Source organism: Thiomonas intermedia (assembly GCF_002028405.1).
GTDB classification, from domain to species: Bacteria; Pseudomonadota; Gammaproteobacteria; order Burkholderiales; family Burkholderiaceae_C; genus Thiomonas; species Thiomonas intermedia.
The window spans coordinates 2373506-2391577 of record NZ_CP020046.1; the positions used below are offsets into that span (position 1 = coordinate 2373506).

The following is an 18072-nucleotide window of genomic DNA, read 5'->3' on the forward strand; positions in this document are numbered from 1 at the left end:
GCGATGAGTCGCTTTGTTTGTGTTGATCGAGACACGGCCTACCTTCTGCCGCCGTCGGTGGACGAGTGGTTGCCCAGTGATCACCTCGCGCGCTTTGTTGTCGAAGTGATTGATCGGCTCGATCTGGACGATTTGGTCAAGCAGTACGCGGGCCGGGGTTCGGCCGCGCATCACCCTGCGGTGCTGCTGGGACTGCTGATCTACGGGTATGCCAACGGGGTGCATTCGAGCCGCAAGATCGAACGCGCGACCTACGACTCGGTGGCGTTCCGCTTTGTGGCGGCCAATACGCATCCGGACCACGATACGCTGGCCGCGTTCCGGCGGCGCTTTCTGAAGGAGATCGAGGCGCTGTTCGTGCAGGTGCTGGTGCTGGCGCGCGAGATGAAGTTGCTCAAGCTCGGGCACATTGCGCTGGACGGCACCAAGATCCGAGCCAGCGCGAGCAAGCACAAGGCGCTGTCGTGGGGGCATGCCAACAAGATCGAGGCGCAGTTGCGCCAGGAAGTCCAGGACCTGTTGGCGCGGGCGGAGAAGGATGATCGCTCCAGCGCGCCCGATGGCATGGATGTGCCCGCCGAGATCGCGCGCCGCGAGGACCGCCTGAGCGCCATCGCGCAGGCCAAGGCCAAGATTGCGCAACGCGCCGCCGAACGATTCAAAGCGGAGCAGCAGGAGTTCGAGACCAAAGAGGCCAAGCGCCGGGCCCAGCGCGAGGCCGGGAAGAAGCCGCGCGGGCGGGACCCTGAGCCGCCCCAGGCCGGACCCCAGGACAGCGACCAGGTCAACCTGACGGACGAGGAGTCGCGCATCATGCCGGTGTCCGGCGGCGGCTTCGAGCAGAGCTACAACGCCCAGGCCGGCGTGGACATCGAGACGATGATGGTGGTCACCGCGCACGTCACGCAGGCCTGCAATGACAAGCGCGAAGTGGTGTCCACGCTCGAGCAGATTGCGGCGTTGCCCGGGGCGCTTGGCAACGTGCAGACCCTCGTTGCCGACAACGGTTTTTGCAGCCAGGCGAACGTGCTCGCCTGCGTGCAGGCGGGAATCGAGCCGCTGCTGGCGATGAAGCGCGAGTCGCATCACGTGCCCCTGGCCGAACGGTTTGGGCCCGACCCCGACGCGCCGCGAACTGCGGAGCCGGTCGCCAACATGGCCCACCGCCTGTGCACACAGGCAGGCCGGGCGCTGTACAAACTGCGCAAGCAGACCGTCGAGCCCGTGTTCGGCATCATCAAGCACGTCATGGGCTGGCGTCAGATGAGCATGCGCGGGCTGCACAAGGCGCGAGGCGAGTGGAACCTCGTGACCATGGCCTGGAACATCAAGCGCATGCATGTGCTGCGCGCCGGGTGACGAGCAAAGAGGGAAAGTGCGCCCAGATCGCGCCCCGCACGACCTGCTCTGCGCCCCAACGGGCCGCCCAGGAGCCTGTGCAAGTGATGAAGACGCTGGCGGCGTGCCTGGCCGCGCATAAACCGCGCGGCTCACCGCCGCCACCCCCGCCCCTCGGGCTCAAGTCCGACGGTCTCCTAGTGGCAGCCTATGCCGACTTGCCAGCGGCCACGCGCCGCGCCTGCCCGCTGGTCCTTGTGGGCGGCGGCGGCTGGCGCGATTCGTCCCTGCTTTCACGGGTGAGGGAGCTGGAAGCCAAGGGCGAAGTTGTGCGCACGGGCTACCTGCCGCGCTCGCAAGTGGTCGATCTGTATTCAGCCGCAGCCGTTTTTGCCTACCCGTCGCTCTATGAAGGGTTTGGTCTGCCGGTGTTGGAAGGGTTTGCCAGCGGAACACCTGTGCTGACCTCGAACGTCACCTCGCTTCCTGAGGTGTCGGCGGGCGCGGCCCTGGAGGTCGATCCTCTTTCCACAGAGGCCATCCGCGAGGGTTTGTATCGCTTGCTCGACGACGCCCAGTTTGCGAGGCAGCACGCAGAGCGCGGTTTGGAGCGTGCCAAGGCGTTCAGTTGGGAGAAGTGCGCGCAGCAAACTTTGGCGGTCTACCGCAGCCTGGCCTGATGCCCTATTGAGTTGGGTCTTTGATGCGCGTTCTTCATATCGCCAAATACGCCTTCGAGCGGCCGGGGGGCATGGAGCGCCATGTGGAGACGCTCACGCGTGGGCTTGCAGCGGCGGGTGTGGATGTCTCGGTGTTGGTTTACGACACCACGGGTCAGGCCAGTTCGCGGCTGGTTGATGGCGTGCGGGTGGAGCCGGTGGGTGTTTGGGGGCACTTGGGCAGTCAGGCCATTGCCCCGGCGATGATTGGGCGAGCCCGGCAATTAGCAAGGGCGAGGCGGTTTGACGTGGTGCATCAGCATTGGCCCGACCCCTTCGCGCATGTGGTGGCGAGTCTGGTGCCGGGCGAGCCAGCGCAAGTGGTGAGCTGGCACAGCGACATCGTGCGCCAGCGGGTTCTGGGGCCGCTGTACCAGCGGCTTGCACCGCACCTGCTCAAGCGGCTAGACGCCGTGGTGGGGGCGACGCAGGCGCACCTGAACTCGACGCAGATGGACCGCTTCGTTCCCTTTGAGAAGCGCCACGTCATTCCTTACGGCATCGATACCCGGCCTCTCGCGCTGACCGAGGCCGTGCAGCGCAAGGCCGAGGCGCTGCGTGCCCAGCACGGTCACAAGCCTCTGGTTTTCGCCCTCGGGCGGCATGTGTATTACAAGGGCTTCGATGTTTTGATCCGGGCCATGGCGGCGGTGCCGGCGGTTTTGTTGTTGGGCGGCAGCGGGCCGATGAGCGCCGAGCTGCGCGAACTTGCAAGCAGCACGGGCGCCCAGGTGCACTTCGCCGGGGAGATTCCCGAGGCGGATCTCCCCGCCTACTTTCATGCCTGTGACGTGTATTGCCTGTCCTCCATTGCCACGGCCGAGGCCTTTGGCATCGTGCAGGCCGAGGCGATGGTGTGTGGCAAGCCGGTGGTCAACACCTGGTTGCACAACGGGGTCAATGCCTTGGCGCCAGAGGGTTTGTGCGCGCTGACGGTTCAACCAGGGGATGCCGCGGCTCTGTCTGCCGCGTTGAACCAGGTTCTCGCCGATCCGGCACTGGCGCATCGGCTGGGCGAGGCGGGCAGGGCCCGTGTATTGCAGAGCTTCAGCGTGGAGGCCATGGTCAATCAGACCCTGGCGCTCTACCAATCGTTGATCTGAACCTCTCCGAGCTTGCCAGCCAGGCGGTTCAGGTTATGGGCGTGCTTGGCGCCATCCACCGCCCCGCCTGCTGCCGCACCACTTCGGGCAGGTGATGCTCGCGCGAAAACACTTCGCGTATCCACTCGGCATCGTTGCCGCGGGCGCTGACGTCGGCCAGTAACTCGCGCAGGGCGACGTCTGACTTGCAGTCTGTGGCGTGGCCTTCGAGTTTGACGAGGGTGCGGATGAGGTCTTCGCGCAGGGTGCGGTGTTCGCGGGTGGCGGGGTCGACGAAGGTGCCGTCGAAGCCGAAGCGGCAGGCCTGAAAGCGGTTGAAGGTGTAGACGAGGTAGTCGTCTTCCTGCGGCTCGAAGGGCCGCTCGCGCTGAATGTAGGCGCCCAGGGTCTGGATGTAGGCGGCGATGCGCGCGGCCTTGGTGATGGTGAGCGGGGTGTCCATCACGCGCACTTCAATGGTGCCGTATTCGGGCTTGGGGCGGATGTCCCAATAGAAGTCTTTCATGCTCTTGACCACGCCGGTGGCGGTCATTTTGTCGAAGTAGCGCTCGAAATCTTCCCAGCTCAGGGCGAAGGGTGCACGGCCGGAGAGCGGGAAGGCGAAGACCGAGTTCAGCCGCGCGGAGTGAAACCCGGTGTCCTCGCCCTGCACATAGGGCGACGAGGCCGAAAGGGCGATGAAGTGCGGTATGAAGCGCGAGATGCAGTGCAGGGTATAGAGCGCGGTGTCGGCGTCGGGGCAGCCCAGGTGCACGTGCTGGCCGAACACGGTGAACTGCTTGCTCAGGTAGCCGTACAGCTCGGAGAGCTGGAGAAAGCGCGGTTTGTCGAAAATGCGCTGCTGCGCCCAGTGCTGGAACGGGTGGGTGCCGCCGCCGGCCAGGCCTACGTCGAGCTTGTTGGCGGCTTCCACCAGCGCGCCCTGAATCTCGGTGAGCTGGGCCAGGGCGTCGTCGTAGCCGGTGCAGATGCCGGTGGCGAGCTCGATCATGCTCTCGGTCATTTCCGGGGTGACCACGCCGGGTAGCTTGCGGCCTTGCAGCAGGCGCAGCAGGTCGGGCGCGCAGGGCATGAGGTCGTAGTTGTGCCGGTTGACGATCTGCAGCTCCAGCTCCACGCCGATGCTCAGCGCGTCTGATTGGGTGAAGGGCCCCAGATTCATGCTGTTCCTCCGGTGGCGCGGCTGCCCGGGCCTGGGGCGATGTCGCCGCTGTAGCCCAGCGCCCAGCGGGTGAGCAGCGGGGCGAGCAGTTCGAGCATGGCGATGGCGCTGAACGCGACGGCCAGCATGGGGTGTAGCGTCGCTCCGGCCGAGCTGCCCAGAAAGCTCAGCGCCAGCACGAAACTCACCCCCGAGGCCGGGTTGAGCGACAGACCGAGCGCGACAGACTGTCGCCAGCTCGCGCCGCTGACGCGGCCGAACGCCAGCGCGCCCGCCAGCTTGGCCGCCAGCCGCACCACGATGACCAACGCTGCCGCCAAGCCGCCGGCCAGCAGAATGCGGGCGTTGAGGCTCAGGCCCAGAATGAGGAAGAGCAGCACCATGAGCACGCCACCCGCCGTGCCGAAGTGGCGCGGCCACAGCCGCGGCCGTGGGCTGCGCCAGCGCAGCAGCGCGCCGGCCAGCAGGGGGGTGAGCAGGGCCGACCAGTTGAGCATGCGGGTGAGCGAAAGGGTGAGCACGATGAGGCCGACGAGCATCAGCGCGCCGCCTTCGTCGCGAAAGTCGAAATGCCGCTCCACCCAGTTCACCGCCCAGGCCAGCAGCGCTGCGGCCAGCACCGAGCCGCCGAGAAGGTACAGCAGATGCAGCGCGGAGGCGGCCGTTCCCTGCGGGCCGTCGGCGTCCATCATGCCCAGCAGCAGGCTGCAGATCAGAAGTGCGTAGAACGTGTTGATCGCCGAGAGCAGCAGCAGGCGCTCGGTCACCTGCCCGCGGGCATTGAACTCGCTGCTGATACGCAGCACCACGGCAGGCGAGGTGGCCATGAGCACCCCGGCCACGATGGCCGACTGCAGCGCCGTGAAACCCAGAAAGACCAGCGTGATCCACACGGCGCCAAAGCCCAGCGCCGATTCGAGCAGGCTCATGCCCAGCAGGGCAGGGTTGGCGCGCAGCCAGCGCAGATTCACCCGGTGACCAATCTCGAAAAGCAGCACCGCCAGGGCCGTGTCGACGATGGCGCGGGCGCTGTTCTGCAGCTCATACACATTGAGCCCGGCGCCGCCGGCGGCCAGAATCATGCCCGCCGCCGCATAGCCCACCAGCCTCGGCCACTTGAGAAAGCGATACACCGATTCCCCCGTGAGCGTGGCCAGTACCAGCGCGGCCCCCACCCAGAACACCCCATCAGGATGCAGGGGCCATGCGGGCAGGTAGCTGTTGATCATCGTGCGGGGTCTCCGGTATGTGAAATAGGCCGTCGTCGCTGCCTTGGCCGACACCATAGCAGAGCGGGAATTTGCAAGAACGATGGGCGGAAAAGAGCGAAAATGAAAGCAGTAAAAGTTGAAATAAAGGCGATCGAATGAATCATGCCGTCTGCGGATCAGGTCTGAACGGCGAGCCGGGTCGAGGTTTCAAGGGGCGTCGCGGGCTATGTTCAGAGGCCACTTGCCTTGGTCCCATATTGGGACTAAATTTCGCCCATGCGAGTGATTGCCGTGTCTACCCTTCGGGCCTTCTGGGAGCGCTATCCCGACGCCGAGCAGCCGCTGAAAGCTTGGTACGAAGAAGCCTCGAGCGCGACCTGGACTCAGCCCGCCGACATCAAGGCGCAGTCCCGCAGCGCCAGTGTGCTGAAGAACCGTCGCGTGGCTTTCAACATCAAAGGCAATGACTACCGGCTGATCGTGGCCGTAGCGTACAAGTTGCAGATCGTCTATGTGAAGTTCGTCGGCACTCACAAGCAGTACGACGCAGTGGACGCAGAAACCATCGAGTCGGCCTGACCGACCACGGAGGAAGATATGGACATTCGCCCCATTCACACAGAAGCAGACTACAAGGCCACACTCAAAGAGATTTCGATCTTGATGGACTCTGACCCTGATCTGGGCACGCCAGAGGGGGATCGCCTGGACATCCTGGCCACGCTGGTGCAAGCCTACGAGGCCAAGCACGTCCCCATCACCGCGCCCGATCCGGTTGAAGCCATCAAATTCCGGATGGAGCAGAGTGGCCTGTCCGTCAAAGACCTTGAGCCGATCATTGGTAAAAGCAACCGGGTCTACGAAGTCCTGAGCCGCAAGCGCCCGCTAACGCTGGCCATGATCCGCAGACTGCACAAAAGCCTTGGCATCCCTGCCGATGTGTTGATTGCGGAGACGGGCGCCGGGTGATCAGCGCGCCCTGGGCTGGCTTCTACGGTGAACAGCGTTGCCTAAAATGCCCCGATGCCCTACGTTCACCTCCGCACCCATACCGAGTACTCCATTGTCGACGGCGCCTTGCGCGTGGACGATATGGTGCCTGCAGCCGCCCGTGACGGGCAGGGGGCGCTGGCGATCACCGATTTCAACAATTTGTTCGCCGCCGTGCGGTTCTACAAGGCCGCGCTGGACGCCGGGGTCAAGCCGATCATCGGCTGCGACGTGCTGCTGGGCAGCGCCCGCAACCCCGAGCAGCTCACGCGCTTGCTGCTGCTGGTGCAGAACCGGACGGGCTATCTCAATCTCTGTGATCTGCTCAGCCGGGCCTGGCTGGGCAATCAGCAGCGCGGACGCGCCGTGGTGCAGTGGGAGTGGCTGGAAGGCGGTCTGGCCGAGGGCCTGATCGCCCTCTCGGGCGCGCATGAAGGTGCCCTTGGCCAGGCGCTGCTGCAGGGCGACACAGCCACCGCGCGCGACCTGGCCCGCCAGCACGCGGCCGTGTTCGACGGCCGTTTCTACATCGAGCTGCAGCGCAGCGGCCATGCCGCCTGCGAGCCGCATGTGCAGGCGGCCGTGCCCTTGGCGGCCGAGCTTGGCCTGCCCGTGGTGGCGACGCATCCGGTGGAGTTTCTCAAGGCCGACGACTTCGATGCCCACGAGGCGCGGGTGTGCATTGCCGAGGGCGAAACCCTGGGCAACCCGCGCCGCCAGCGCAAGTTCACCGATCAGCAGTATTTCAAGTCGCAGGCCGAGATGGAGGCGCTGTTCGCCGATGTGCCCTCGGCGCTTGCCAACACCGTGGCCCTGGCGCAGCGCTGCAATCTGGTGCTCGATCTGGGCAAGCCGCAATTGCCGCTGTTCCCCACGCCGCAGGGGCTGACGCCGGCCGAGTTCTTCCGCCAGCAGGCTCAGGACGGGCTGGAGCAGCGGCTGGCCGTGCTCTACCCCGATGCGGGCCGCCGCGAGACCGCCCGTCCGCGCTATCAGGAACGGCTGGAGTACGAGCTGGGCATCATCGCCAAGATGGGCTTCGAGGGTTACTTCCTCATCGTGGCCGACTTCATCAATTGGGCGAAGAACCATGGCTGCCCGGTCGGGCCGGGGCGGGGCTCGGGCGCGGGCTCGCTGGTGGCGTACAGCCTGCGCATCACCGATCTCGATCCTCTGGAATACGCCCTGCTGTTCGAGCGCTTCCTCAACCCGGAACGGGTGTCGATGCCCGACTTCGACATCGACTTCTGCCAGGAGAACCGTGACCGCGTCATCGACTACGTGAAGGAGAAGTACGGCGTCGAGGCCGTGTCGCAGATCGCCACGTTCGGCACCATGGCCGCGCGCGCCGCGGTGCGCGACGTCGGGCGCGTGCTCGATCTGAGCTACACCTTCTGCGACGGCATCGCCAAGCTCATCCCGGCCAAGCCGGGCCAGCACATCACCATCGCCGACGCGCTCAAGCAGGAGCCCATGCTGGCCCAGCGCTACGAGGAGGAAGAGGAGGTCAGACAGCTGCTCGATCTCGCCCAGCAGCTCGAAGGGCTGCCGCGCAACATCGGCATGCACGCGGGCGGCGTGCTCATCGCGCCGGGCAAGCTCACCGACTTCTGTCCGCTCTATGCGCAGCCGGGCAGCACCGACGCCGTGTCGCAGTACGACAAGGACGATGTCGAAGCCGCCGGACTGGTGAAGTTCGACTTTCTGGGCCTGGCCACGCTGACCATTCTCGAACTCGGCGCCGAGCTGATCCGCCGCAACCACCCCGACCGCGCCGGTTTTCGCCTCGAAGACATTCCGCTGGACGACGCCAGGAGCTACAAACTCATGGCCAAGGGCGACACCGTGGCTGTGTTCCAGCTCGAATCGCGCGGCATGCAGGGCATGCTGCGCGACGCGCGGCCCGACCGCTTCGAGGACATCATCGCCCTGGTGGCGCTGTACCGCCCCGGCCCGATGGACCTCATTCCCACCTATTGCGCACGCAAGGCGGGCAAGGAAGACGTGGCCTACCCCGACCCGCGCATGGCGCCGGTGCTGGAGGAAACCTACGGCATCATGGTCTATCAGGAGCAGGTGATGCAGGTGGCCCAGGTCATCGGCGGCTACTCGCTCGGCGGCGCCGACCTGCTGCGCCGCGCCATGGGCAAGAAAAAGCCCGAAGAAATGGCCAAGCACCGCGGCATCTTCGCCGAAGGCGCGGCGAAAAACGGCATCAAACCGGAGAAGGCCAACGAAATCTTCGACCTGATGGAGAAGTTCGCGGGCTACGGCTTCAACAAATCGCACGCCGCCGCCTACGCGCTGCTCGCGGTGCAGACGGCCTGGATGAAGGCGCACTACCCCGCCGAATTCCTCGCCGCCAACATGAGCATCGCCCTCGACGACACCGACAAGCTCAAGGTGCTGGTGGAAGATGCGCAGGCGCGCGGCATCGCCGTGCTGCCGCCCGATGTGAACGCCTCGCAGTGGCGCTTCGACCCGGTGGACAGCAAGACCATCCGTTACGCGCTGGGGGCCATCAAGGGCAATGGCCAGGCCGCCGTGGAAGCCATGATCGCGGCCCGTCAGGAACGGCCTTTCAGCTCGCTGTTCGACTTTGCCGAACGTGTGGATCGCACCCGCCTCAACAAGCGCGTGCTCGAAGCTTTGGCCAAGGCAGGCGCCTTCGATACCCTGCATCCCGAGCGCGCGGCCGTGCTGGCCGCGGTGGAAACGGCCATGGATTACGCCGCGCAGCGCGAGGCCGCCCGGCAGCAGGCGGGGCTGTTCGACCTGTTCGCCGCCGACGCCGCCGATGGCGGCCACAACCCGGCGCACGAGCCGCTGCTGCCCGAGGTCGAGCCCTGGGATCTGCGCACCAAGCTCTCGAATGAGAAAACCGCCATCGGCTACTACCTCAGCGGCCACCTGTTCGACGCCAGCGCCGAGGAAGTGCGGCGCTTCGCCCCGACCGCGCTGATGGATCTGGTGGATTCGCGCGACCCGGTGCTCATCGCCGGCATCGCCGCCGGTGTGCGTCTGGTGCAGTCGCAGCGCGGGCGCATCGCCATCCTCACGCTGGAAGATCGCTCCGGCGCGATGGAAATCGTCATCGGCGAAAGCCTGCTCGACACCGTGCGCGACCGCCTGCGCGACGACGCCCTGCTGGTGCTGCGCGGCAAGGCGCAGATCGACCGCTTCAACGGCGGACTGCGCTTCAACGCCGATGCGGTGTGGACGTTGGAAGAAGCCCGCGCGCGCCTGGGCAAGAGCATCCGTCTCAAGCTCAACGGCAGCAGCTCGGCCGAACCGCTGGTGGGACTCGCCCGCCAGCACGCCTGCGAGGAAGGATTGCCGCTGCTGCTCGACATCGAGCGCGCCGGCGCCCAGGTGCGCCTGAGCGTGGCGGGCTACCGCCTGCCGACCACCGACCCGGTGCTCAGCGCGCTGGCCCAGCTTTCGAAGGACGGCCGGGCGGAGATTGATTACTGATCAGCCCGGATCGCGCGGCCCGGCATTGACGATCATTGTGCGGGGCCATTCGCCACTGCTCTGGGGCGGAAAGCGATGAACCCGATTGATTGCGTCCAAAGCCGCTTGATCCCAACTTGCGACTCCGCTTGATCGTTCGACCTTGGCTTCGAGCACGGTGCCGGAATTGGTATCCAGAGTCACCGAAATACTCACGCGAGGATCGCCCGAGATTTGTGCCAACAGTGAGGCGGGATAAATGGTGTTCTGTTTGATCAACGCTGCGATTCGTGGGCCATAGGTGCCCGACGGCCCCGAGCTCTGCGGCGCCGTGCCCGTGCTGGTGGCCGCGCCGGTGCCCGCCTGCTTCATCAACTGCTTCATGTAATCGTCGCGCGACGAGGCGGCCAGCTGCGCCTGCTGCTGCTCGAGCTTCTTCTGCTTCAACGCTTCTTGCCGCTTCTGCTCAGCGAGCTTTTGCTGCTGTTCAAGTTTTTCCTGGCGCAGCTTGTCCTGCTGTTCTTGCTTCTCTTGCGCCAGGCGTTGTTTCTCTTCCTGTGGCTTCTTCTGTTCGGCCTGGCGCAGCTTCTCCTCGGCGAGTTTCTTCTGCTCCTTCTCCAGCTTTTTCTCAAGCAGGGCCTGCTGTTGCGCCTGTTGTTTCTTCAGCGCGGCCTCGCGTTGCTGCTTCAAGACGATGTCGGCCTGCTGATCCTGGGGCTGTGGCTTGGGTGTGGCGACCGGCTGGGGCGGTGGTGGTGCCGGGGTGGGCTGCGGTTGTGGTTGGGGCGCCTTGCGCTCCATCGGCGCGGTGGGGCGGGGCGCGGCGCGCTGCACCGTGGGGGACCACAGTTCGGCCTCCACCGCTTCGGGCGGATGGCTCTTCCAGTGCACGCCGAAGGCGATGAGGGCGATGAGCAGCAAGTGGAACAGCGCGGCCAGGCCGAAGGCACGCAGCGTGCCCCGCTCGTGCGGTGGCCGCAACGCCGTGGGTTCAGTCGAAGGAAACCGTGCCGTGCTCATACCCGATGCTTCAGGAAGGATTGGACTGCACAGCCAGGCCGACGCGTTCCACGCCATGCTGCTTGAGCAGGTTGAGCGCGCGCATCACGGCGTCGTACTTCACGTCCTTGTCGGCTGCGATCAGCACCGGCATGGCGTCGAGGCTGAGACCGGCCTGCGACGCCAGTTGCTGTACGGTTTGCGGCAGGTCCTTGAGACTGACCGGTTGCGGGCTGGCCTGCGACGCCTTGTTCTTGGGATCGCGCAGCGAAACCTGAAGGGTGTCGTCCTTCTGGATGGTGACCTGCACCAGGGTGCTGGGCGCCTGAGGCGCGTTGCCCACGGTCGGCAGCTTGACCATGGTGGGCGTGATGAGCGGCGCCGTGACCATGAAGATGATCAGCAGCACCAGCATGACGTCGATATAGGGCACGACATTGATGTCGGCCAGGGCGCGGCGCGAGCGATGGCCGCGGCTGCTGGATTGGATGGCGGGCATCTCAGGCCTCCATGGGGGACAGCGAACAGCGTGAGCGCGGGGACATCATGCTCAGCGTCCTCCACCAAAGCCGGTGGCAGGGCCGGCGCGTCCAGCGCTTGCTGCAGTGGCTGATTGCGCGGCGCTGGGTGCGGGCGCGCTCTGGCGCTGCAGGATGTTGGAGAACTCTTCGGTGAACGACTCGTAGCGATTGGCCAGACGGTCGATGTCGCGGGCGAAGAAGTTGTAGGCGATCACCGCGGGAATGGCGGCGAACAGACCGATGGCCGTGGCCACCAGCGCTTCGGCGATGCCGGGCGCCACGGTGGCGAGAGTGACCTGCTGCAGATTGGACAGGCCGACGAAGGCGTGCATGATGCCCCACACCGTGCCGAACAGGCCGACATAGGGCGAGACCGAGCCGACCGAGGCCAGAAAGGAAAGATTGGCTTCGAGCGCGTCCATCTCGCGCTGGAAGGCGGCGCGCATGGCGCGGCGGGCGCCATCCACCAGCGTGGAGCCGTCGAGCACATGGCGCTCGCGCAGCTTGAGGTATTCGCGCATGCCCGAGGCGAAGATGCGCTGCAGCGGGCTGCCGTGACGGCCGCTGCTCAGCGCCGATTGGTACAGATCGTTCAGCCCGGTGCCCGACCAGAATTCCTGCTCGAAGTCCTCCGATTTGATGCGCGCCGACTTGATGGCGAAATACTTGCGGAAGATGACGGTCCAGCTCGCCAGCGAAACCGAGAGCAGCAGCGCGAGCACGAGCTGCACCACGATGCTGGCGCCGAGCACCATGGACACGATGGAGAAGTTTTGATCCATAGGGAGATCTGGCTGAGGGTAGTGGAAGGGAGCGGCGCGGCACGACAAGGGCCGGATGCAACAGGCTGCATTACAACAAATCCCGCAACGGGCGAGGGTGCCCCCAAGAAGACAGCGCCGCGGGAGAAAGGTTCACGACGGTGCGGTGCGACGGCTCAGGAGGTGTGAATGAATCCGGCGTGGCCGAGCGGCGACCTTTGGGCACGATGAGCGGGCATGGCGGATTTGTTCACACCTTCTCAGGAGGCTGAAGCGTTCGCCGCCGTCCATCGGATGACGCGTTCGTGGACATCCTTGGGCATGCGGGCGGGCCGCATGGCGGCTGCGCTCACGCAGCCCACGCGCACGGTGGCTTCGCAAAGCAACTGAGTGGCGCAGCCCTGCGCGTCGCACCGCCAGGCCTGTTGGATGACGCTGAGGCTGGCCGTGCCGATGTCGCTCACCCGGAGCTGGACCTGCAAGACATCGTCGAGCTTCGCGGGGGCGGCGTAGCGCAGGTGCACCTCGGCCACGACGAACACCAGCCCGGCCTGCGCCGCTAGTTCGGACTGCGCCAGCCCGAGGCTGCGCAGCCATTCCGTGCGCGCGCGCTCGAAGAACTTGAGATAGTTGGCGTAATAGACGATGCCGCCGGCGTCGGTGTCTTCCCAGTACACCCGCACGGGCCAGTGGAAAACGGCGATGCATGAAGGTTGCGCCGAAGGCGCGGCCGTTGGGTTCATGCTTTCTCTGAAGCGTCGCTGTGAGCGGTTGGGCTCGCCTTCGGACTGCCAATATTGATCATCTTGCCATCGCGCCAGACATAGCAAGGCGTTCCGGTACGCAGCGCGAGCTCACGCGCGCCTTGGGCTGCGCGGCGCAGTGCAAGCTCGACTTTTTGCAGATCGGGGTCGACAGAAGGCGCGGTGCGCTTGGGTGGTGAGAGGGTCATGAGTTGTCCTCGCTGCTGATCAGTATGGGTAGATCTCCCGAGTTGTCATAAAGTGCCCAGGCGTTCACCAGGGGCTTGTAGAGCTTATGGAAATTCAGTGATCCGGCTGAAAAACGCCGTCGGATGACGGTTTCAGGGATGGCATGCCCACCTTGCGCCACACGTGCAGCCACGCGCTGTATCGCCATCTCCGCATTGGGCAAACATAAGAACACCAGTTTGACGTGATAGCCCAACGCACGCCACTTTGGAATTTGTGCGGCATAGCCGCGCCCGCTGAGGGTGGTTTCCAAGGCAAAGCTTCTGCCGTCTTTCACCCGCAGGTCCATTTCTTCCAGCATCAGGCGCGCGGCGCGTCGGGCAGCTCTGTCGGGATCGAATGGGGATAAGCCCGAGGCAATGAGATCGGCATTGATGAAGTCGCGGTAATCCGCTTCAGGCAGGAAGACCTTTGCGAAGGTGGTTTTTCCAGCGCCATTGGGGCCCGCGATGAGCAGGATGCGTTGCTGCAGGTTCACTGGGCGACCTTCATGCCGCCTTGCGCTCCAGATAGCCCCTCAGTCGGTCGAGGGCTTCCTGCAGGTTGGCCAGGCTGTTGGCATAGCTCAGGCGGAAGTAGCGTTGGGGCTCGGCGGTGCCGAAGTCTTTGCCGGGCACGAGCACCACGCCGGTGTCGCGCATCACATCGAAGCAGAAATCCCAGCTGTCGGCGCTGTAGGCCGAGCAGTCGGCGTAGACATAGAAGGCGCCATCGGGCCGCACGGGCACGCGCAGGCCCAGTGCTTCAAGGCCGGGCACGATGAGGTCGCGCCTCTGCTTGAACTCGGCGCGGCGGCGTTCGTATTCCTTCAGGGTGTCGGCTTCGAAGCAGGCCAGGGCGGCATGCTGGGCGACGCTGCTGGCGCAGATGAACAGGTTGCCGGCCATGCGCTCCAGCGGGGCGACGAGCGCCGGCGGCACGACCAGCCAGCCCAGCCGCCAGCCGGTCATCTGGAAGTATTTGGAGAAGCTGTTGACGGTGATGACGTCGTCGCCTGCGGCCAGCGCGGTCTGGCCATGAGTGGGCCCCCTGGGTCGGCCTGCTGACCCGCCCCCCGCGGGGGGCAAGGAAACTTGGGGCGGCCCTGCGTTTCCTTGAGCGTCGTCATAGCTCAAGCCCAGATAGATCTCATCGACCAGGCTGACGCCGCCCCGGGCGCGCACCGCATCCACGATGCGGCGCAGCTCGTCCGGCGCGATGGAGGTGCCGGTGGGGTTGGAGGGCGAGGCCAGCAGGACGCCTGCGGTCTGCGGGGTCCAGGCGGCCTCGACTTCGCTGGCCGTGAGCTGAAAGCGCTGCGCGGCGGGAGCAGGCAGCATGCGGGCCCGCGCGCCGGCGGCGGCCACGAAGTTCTTGTTGCACGGATAGCTCGGATCGGGCATGAGCACTTCGTCGCCCGGATTGAACAGCAGCAGGCTGGCCAGGGTGAGGGCGCCCGAGGCTCCCGCGGTGACGAAGACGCGCGAGGGGTCGATGGCCAGGCCGTGCACCTGGGCGTAGTGCTGCGCGATGCGTTCGCGCAGCGCGGGCAGGCCGGGTGCCAGCGTGTAGCCGGTGCGGCCGTCGCGCAAGGCCCGGGTGGCGGCCTCGATGACGGGCTCGGGCGCGGTGAAGTCGGGCTCGCCCACGCTGAGGTGGATCATGCGCTTGCCCTGCGCTTCCCAGGCTGTCTGTTGCTGCGCGGCGGCGCGCACCACGTCCATGACGTAGAAGGGTTCGATGGACTGGTTGCGTTGGGCTAAGCGCATGGTGGCTCTTCGGGGAGGATCAGTCTTTTCGCGGCGGGCGCGGGCTGGCGCTGGCGCGCCGGGGGGACGAAGTTGCCGTGCGCCGCGGCGGGGCCTTGGCCTTGTGGCTGACGGGCACGTTCGCGTAGGGGTTGGGCGGGGGGCTGTGATCGGTGGCGGGTGACTCTTGCGGATGCGACTGGTTGGTGGCTTCGAGCTCGGTCTTGCGCAGAACGGCCGCGATGCGGTCGAGCACGCCGTTGACGTATTTGTAGCCGTCGGTGCCGCCGTATACCTTGCCGAGTTCGACCGCTTCGTTGATGACCACGCGATAGGGCACGTCGAGGTGGCGCTGCAATTCGAACGCACCCATCAGGAGCAGGGCATGTTCCACGGGGGAAAGCTCGCTGGTCTGGCGGTCGATGTGCGGCTGGATCAGCGCGTCGAGCGCACCGGCGTCGGCCAGCGCGCCGTGCAGCAGGGATTGAAAGTGCTCGTCATCGAGCTTGATGGTGGGGTAGCGCTCGTGCAGGAAGGCTTCGATGGCGCCGGTGTCGCTGGCCGCGATGAGCCATTCGTAAATGCCTTGGAACGCGAGTTCGCGCGATTTGCGCCGCGCGCTTTTGGGGGCGGTGGGTGCGGTCATGCGGCCTCGTCGTCGTTGTCGCTGATGTCGATGAACAGATTGGCCATTTCCACTGCGACGCGGGCGCATTCGGCGCCTTTGTCGATGCGGGCTTCGGCTTGCGCTTCGTTTTCCACGGTGAGCACGCCGTTGGCCACCGGCATGTTGTAGTCGAGCGCCACCTGGCTGATGCCGGCCGCGCTGGTGTTGCAGACGACTTCGAAGTGGTAAGTGTCGCCCCGGATCACGCAGCCGATGGCAATGAGCGCGTCGAAGGCCTCGCTCTCGGCCAGAGCCTGCAGCATCAGCGGCAGTTCGAGCGCGCCGGGGACGGTGTAGAGGCCGATGTCGTCCTCGTTCACGCCCAGGCGCTCGAGTTCATCGAGGCAGGACTGGGTGAGCCGGTCGGTCAGCGCGGTGTTGAAGCGGGCCTGCACCACGGCGATGCGCAGATCACGACCGTCGAGTTGTTCGGAAAGAATGCGGTTCTGGACGTTTTGCATGGCGTGGGTGGGACAGTGAAAAAGGCGGTGAAGGTCGGCGCGCCGACAAGCTGCGCGAGCCGACCCTTTGAAGCCGACAGCTTACGCGCTGGGCGTGGCGGTGCAGCGGGATTGCGGCGCGGGCTCGAAGCCCAGGATTTCCAGACCGTAGCCCACCATGCTGGGCATCTTGCGCGCCTGGCCGAGCAGTCGCATCTGGCGTATGCCGAGATCGCGCAGGATCTGGGCGCCGATGCCGTAGTCGCGCAGTGCGGTGACCCCCGATTTCGGCGGCACCGCCACGGGCTGCATCAGCCGCTCGAACCGGGTCTGCAATTGCGCGGCCGATTCGCCGCAGTTGAGCAAGACGGCCACACCGCTGCCTTCCTGCGCGATGCGCCGCAGGGCTTGCGGCAGATTCCAGGAATGACGCTGGCATTCGGTGTCGAGCAGGTCGAGGACGGACAGAGGCTCGTGCACGCGCACCAGTGGCGCGCTCTGATCGGCGAGGTCGCCATGGACCAGCGCGAGATGCAGCCCATGACCGGCGCGATCGGTGTAGGCCACGCAGCGCATGGCGCCGAAAGGGGTTTGCATCGCCTGCTCGCCCACGCGCTGCACCAGCGATTCGGTGCGGCTGCGGTATTCGATGAGATCGGCGATGGCGCCGATCTTCAGATCGTGCTGCGCGGCAAATTGTTCGAGATCGGGCAACCGCGCCATGGTGCCGTCGGCATTCATCACTTCGCAGATCACGGCGGCCGGCTCCAACCCGGCCAGGGCGGCGAGGTCGCAGCCGGCCTCGGTGTGGCCGGCGCGCATGAGCACGCCGCCTTCGGCGGCCATCAGCGGGAAGATGTGGCCTGGCTGCACGATGTCGCTGGGCTGGGCCTGGCGTGCCACTGCGGCCTGCACGGTGCGCGCGCGATCGGCTGCCGAAATGCCCGTGGTCACCCCTTCGGCCGCTTCGATGGACGCGGTGAAGGCGGTGCCGTGGGACGAGCCGTTGCGCTCGACCATGTGCTTGAGGCCGAGCTGCGCGCAGCGCTGGGCGGTGAGGGTCAGGCAGATCAGGCCGCGCGCATGCGTGGCCATGAAATTGATCGTCTGCGGCGTGATGTGCTCGGCGGCGATGACCAGATCGCCTTCGTTTTCGCGGTCTTCCTCATCGACCAGGATGACCATGCGCCCGGCCTTGAGCTCGGCAATGATGTCGGGAACGGGGGACAGGGGCATGATGAAGGGACGCGGCGAAAAGCCAGCCATTGTAAAAGCGCGGCGGCAGGCGCGCTTGGTGCCGCTACCGGCAGCGCCCGGCGTTGCCGGGGCAATCAGAACTCGTAGCGTCCGAAGAAAAACGCGACGTTGCCGTTGTTGAGCTTGTTGTTCACCTTGGGGATGAAGGTGCCGTAGATGGAGAGTTTGCCGAAGCGCACCGAGGCGATGGGCAGGGCGATGGGGAAGGGGATGTTCTTGAAAATGTCGGCCCGCGAAGTGACGGCCAGGGTGTAGCCCAGACCGAAACCCACTGGGGAGTCGTTGAAATACATCCACTGGTGGGCATAGCCGACCACGGGTTCGGCGTTCCAGTGCGAGTCGGAGAAGACCATGGCGTAGACCATGTCTTCGTTGCCGTCGGCATTGGTGAGATGGCGGCCCCAGCCGATGCCCCAGGCGTGTTTGTTGAGCACCGCGCGCTTGGCCTCGGTGTAGGTGCCGGGGTCGTGCCAGGTGTAGCCGCTGAAGTACAGGTCGTCCTGGCCGGTCTTGGTGGTGGTGACGGCGGCATTCCAGGTGGACTGGGCCCAGTCGGATACGTCACCCAGCCCCAGCGCCCAACTCAGGCGGGGAATCAGGGCCAGCCAGACGAGGGCGAAGAAGGGAAGCAGGCGGGATCGGAGTGGTTTCATGCGCACGTGGGGCGAGTCTCGGGGTCTCAGGGCGGTCGGCAAGACTTTATCAGCGGTCCGTGCCGGGCCTGTGTCCGTT

18 protein-coding genes and 1 pseudogene are annotated in these 18072 nt (G+C 65.7%); 6 read left to right on the top strand and 13 right to left on the bottom strand.

All coding sequences use genetic code 11. The features are described from left to right. Positions 1 to 3: 3 nt before the first annotated feature. From BVH73_RS11100 to BVH73_RS11110, 3 genes are all read left to right on the top strand, one after another. On the top strand, positions 4 to 1359 hold the full coding sequence (locus BVH73_RS11100) for an IS1182 family transposase (RefSeq protein ID WP_031403876.1): 1356 nt from the start codon (positions 4 to 6) through the stop codon (positions 1357 to 1359). 86 nt (positions 1360 to 1445) lie between these two features. Continuing rightward, positions 1446 to 2018 carry a glycosyltransferase family 4 protein gene (locus BVH73_RS11105; protein ID WP_079418667.1) on the top strand — a complete coding sequence of 191 codons (573 nt, stop codon included), beginning with the start codon at positions 1446 to 1448 and terminating at the stop codon, positions 2016 to 2018. Between the two features lie 23 nt (positions 2019 to 2041). Further along, a complete protein-coding gene (locus tag BVH73_RS11110) occupies positions 2042 to 3160 on the top strand; it encodes a glycosyltransferase (protein ID WP_079418669.1) in 1119 nt (372 codons plus the stop codon). A gap of 28 nt (positions 3161 to 3188) precedes the next feature. On the opposite strand, the gene BVH73_RS11115 is transcribed toward BVH73_RS11110, so the two are convergent. After that, positions 3189 to 4322 carry a YbdK family carboxylate-amine ligase gene (locus BVH73_RS11115; RefSeq protein ID WP_079418671.1) on the bottom strand — a complete coding sequence of 378 codons (1134 nt, stop codon included), beginning with the start codon at positions 4320 to 4322 and terminating at the stop codon, positions 3189 to 3191. Further along, positions 4319 to 5551 carry a cation:proton antiporter gene (locus tag BVH73_RS11120; RefSeq protein WP_079418673.1) on the bottom strand — a complete coding sequence of 411 codons (1233 nt, stop codon included), beginning with the start codon at positions 5549 to 5551 and terminating at the stop codon, positions 4319 to 4321. Before BVH73_RS11120 ends, BVH73_RS11115 begins: the two co-directional genes overlap by 4 nt. Positions 5552 to 5809: 258 nt before the next feature. Between BVH73_RS11120 and BVH73_RS11125 the strand changes: the two genes are divergently transcribed. From BVH73_RS11125 to dnaE, 3 genes are read left to right on the top strand one after another with little or no spacing between them, the layout of a single operon-like run. Next, positions 5810 to 6112: a type II toxin-antitoxin system HigB family toxin gene (locus BVH73_RS11125; RefSeq protein WP_079418675.1), complete on the top strand. Its 303-nt coding sequence runs from the start codon at positions 5810 to 5812 to the stop codon at positions 6110 to 6112. Positions 6113 to 6130: 18 nt separating this feature from the next. Further along, positions 6131 to 6502 carry a helix-turn-helix domain-containing protein gene (locus BVH73_RS11130; RefSeq protein ID WP_079418676.1) on the top strand — a complete coding sequence of 124 codons (372 nt, stop codon included), beginning with the start codon at positions 6131 to 6133 and terminating at the stop codon, positions 6500 to 6502. A gap of 54 nt (positions 6503 to 6556) precedes the next feature. After that, positions 6557 to 9997 (top strand): DNA polymerase III subunit alpha, encoded by a 3441-nt coding sequence (dnaE, locus tag BVH73_RS11135; protein ID WP_079418677.1) that lies wholly within the window; start codon positions 6557 to 6559, stop codon positions 9995 to 9997. On the opposite strand, the gene tolA is transcribed toward dnaE, so the two are convergent. The 11 genes and pseudogenes from tolA to BVH73_RS11190 all read right to left on the bottom strand — a co-directional run bounded on the left by tolA (position 9998) and on the right by BVH73_RS11190 (position 17993). Beyond that, a complete protein-coding gene (gene tolA, locus BVH73_RS11140; RefSeq protein WP_079418678.1) occupies positions 9998 to 10996 on the bottom strand; it encodes a cell envelope integrity protein TolA in 999 nt (332 codons plus the stop codon). Between the two features lie 10 nt (positions 10997 to 11006). Next, the gene (locus BVH73_RS11145) at positions 11007 to 11474 is read right to left on the bottom strand and encodes a biopolymer transporter ExbD (protein WP_079418679.1); all 468 of its coding nucleotides are present in this window, start codon (positions 11472 to 11474) and stop codon (positions 11007 to 11009) included. 51 nt (positions 11475 to 11525) lie between these two features. After that, positions 11526 to 12278 (bottom strand): protein TolQ, encoded by a 753-nt coding sequence (gene tolQ / locus BVH73_RS11150; RefSeq protein ID WP_079418680.1) that lies wholly within the window; start codon positions 12276 to 12278, stop codon positions 11526 to 11528. Positions 12279 to 12517: 239 nt separating this feature from the next. Next, positions 12518 to 13000 carry a tol-pal system-associated acyl-CoA thioesterase gene (gene ybgC, locus BVH73_RS11155; protein ID WP_079418681.1) on the bottom strand — a complete coding sequence of 161 codons (483 nt, stop codon included), beginning with the start codon at positions 12998 to 13000 and terminating at the stop codon, positions 12518 to 12520. Further along, positions 12997 to 13209 (bottom strand): hypothetical protein, encoded by a 213-nt coding sequence (locus BVH73_RS11160; RefSeq protein WP_079418683.1) that lies wholly within the window; start codon positions 13207 to 13209, stop codon positions 12997 to 12999. Before BVH73_RS11160 ends, ybgC begins: the two co-directional genes overlap by 4 nt. Then, entirely contained in the window at positions 13206 to 13727 is a 522-nt protein-coding gene (locus tag BVH73_RS11165; protein WP_079418685.1) for an ATPase, read from the bottom strand. The genes BVH73_RS11160 and BVH73_RS11165 overlap by 4 nt, the downstream gene beginning before the upstream one ends. Before the next feature lie 10 nt (positions 13728 to 13737). Then, the gene (locus BVH73_RS11170) at positions 13738 to 14997 is read right to left on the bottom strand and encodes an aminotransferase class I/II-fold pyridoxal phosphate-dependent enzyme (RefSeq protein WP_079418687.1); all 1260 of its coding nucleotides are present in this window, start codon (positions 14995 to 14997) and stop codon (positions 13738 to 13740) included. A 187-nt stretch (positions 14998 to 15184) separates the two neighbouring features. Further along, positions 15185 to 15691 (bottom strand): annotated as a pseudogene (nusB, locus tag BVH73_RS11175) (transcription antitermination factor NusB); the annotation flags it as partial. After that, the gene (ribH, locus tag BVH73_RS11180; RefSeq protein ID WP_079418691.1) at positions 15619 to 16104 is read right to left on the bottom strand and encodes a 6,7-dimethyl-8-ribityllumazine synthase; all 486 of its coding nucleotides are present in this window, start codon (positions 16102 to 16104) and stop codon (positions 15619 to 15621) included. The gene ribH and the pseudogene nusB, both read right to left, overlap by 73 nt. Positions 16105 to 16185: 81 nt before the next feature. Then, complete coding sequence (ribBA, locus tag BVH73_RS11185; protein WP_079420552.1) at positions 16186 to 17319, bottom strand: bifunctional 3,4-dihydroxy-2-butanone-4-phosphate synthase/GTP cyclohydrolase II; 1134 nt, start codon at positions 17317 to 17319, stop codon at positions 16186 to 16188. 95 nt (positions 17320 to 17414) lie between these two features. Further along, the gene (locus BVH73_RS11190; protein ID WP_079418693.1) at positions 17415 to 17993 is read right to left on the bottom strand and encodes a peptide ABC transporter permease; all 579 of its coding nucleotides are present in this window, start codon (positions 17991 to 17993) and stop codon (positions 17415 to 17417) included. Positions 17994 to 18072: the final 79 nt, after the last annotated feature.

Excerpts from the sequence above, each read along its gene's own strand:
- BVH73_RS11160 (WP_079418683.1), bottom strand. The coding sequence starts at position 13,209 with ATGACCCTCTCACCACCCAAGCGCACCGCGCCTTCTGTCGACCCCGAT.
- BVH73_RS11105 (WP_079418667.1), top strand. The coding sequence starts at position 1,446 with ATGAAGACGCTGGCGGCGTGCCTGGCCGCGCATAAACCGCGCGGCTCA.
- ribH (WP_079418691.1), bottom strand. The coding sequence starts at position 16,104 with ATGCAAAACGTCCAGAACCGCATTCTTTCCGAACAACTCGACGGTCGT.
- ybgC (WP_079418681.1), bottom strand. The coding sequence starts at position 13,000 with ATGAACCCAACGGCCGCGCCTTCGGCGCAACCTTCATGCATCGCCGTT.
- tolQ (WP_079418680.1), bottom strand. The coding sequence starts at position 12,278 with ATGGATCAAAACTTCTCCATCGTGTCCATGGTGCTCGGCGCCAGCATC.
- BVH73_RS11145 (WP_079418679.1), bottom strand. The coding sequence starts at position 11,474 with ATGCCCGCCATCCAATCCAGCAGCCGCGGCCATCGCTCGCGCCGCGCC.
- BVH73_RS11115 (WP_079418671.1), bottom strand. The coding sequence starts at position 4,322 with ATGAATCTGGGGCCCTTCACCCAATCAGACGCGCTGAGCATCGGCGTG.
- BVH73_RS11190 (WP_079418693.1), bottom strand. The coding sequence starts at position 17,993 with ATGAAACCACTCCGATCCCGCCTGCTTCCCTTCTTCGCCCTCGTCTGG.
- tolA (WP_079418678.1), bottom strand. The coding sequence starts at position 10,996 with ATGAGCACGGCACGGTTTCCTTCGACTGAACCCACGGCGTTGCGGCCA.
- dnaE (WP_079418677.1), top strand. The coding sequence starts at position 6,557 with ATGCCCTACGTTCACCTCCGCACCCATACCGAGTACTCCATTGTCGAC.
- BVH73_RS11125 (WP_079418675.1), top strand. The coding sequence starts at position 5,810 with ATGCGAGTGATTGCCGTGTCTACCCTTCGGGCCTTCTGGGAGCGCTAT.
- BVH73_RS11110 (WP_079418669.1), top strand. The coding sequence starts at position 2,042 with ATGCGCGTTCTTCATATCGCCAAATACGCCTTCGAGCGGCCGGGGGGC.
- ribBA (WP_079420552.1), bottom strand. The coding sequence starts at position 17,319 with ATGCCCCTGTCCCCCGTTCCCGACATCATTGCCGAGCTCAAGGCCGGG.
- BVH73_RS11130 (WP_079418676.1), top strand. The coding sequence starts at position 6,131 with ATGGACATTCGCCCCATTCACACAGAAGCAGACTACAAGGCCACACTC.
- BVH73_RS11100 (WP_031403876.1), top strand. The coding sequence starts at position 4 with ATGAGTCGCTTTGTTTGTGTTGATCGAGACACGGCCTACCTTCTGCCG.
- BVH73_RS11170 (WP_079418687.1), bottom strand. The coding sequence starts at position 14,997 with ATGCGCTTAGCCCAACGCAACCAGTCCATCGAACCCTTCTACGTCATG.
- BVH73_RS11120 (WP_079418673.1), bottom strand. The coding sequence starts at position 5,551 with ATGATCAACAGCTACCTGCCCGCATGGCCCCTGCATCCTGATGGGGTG.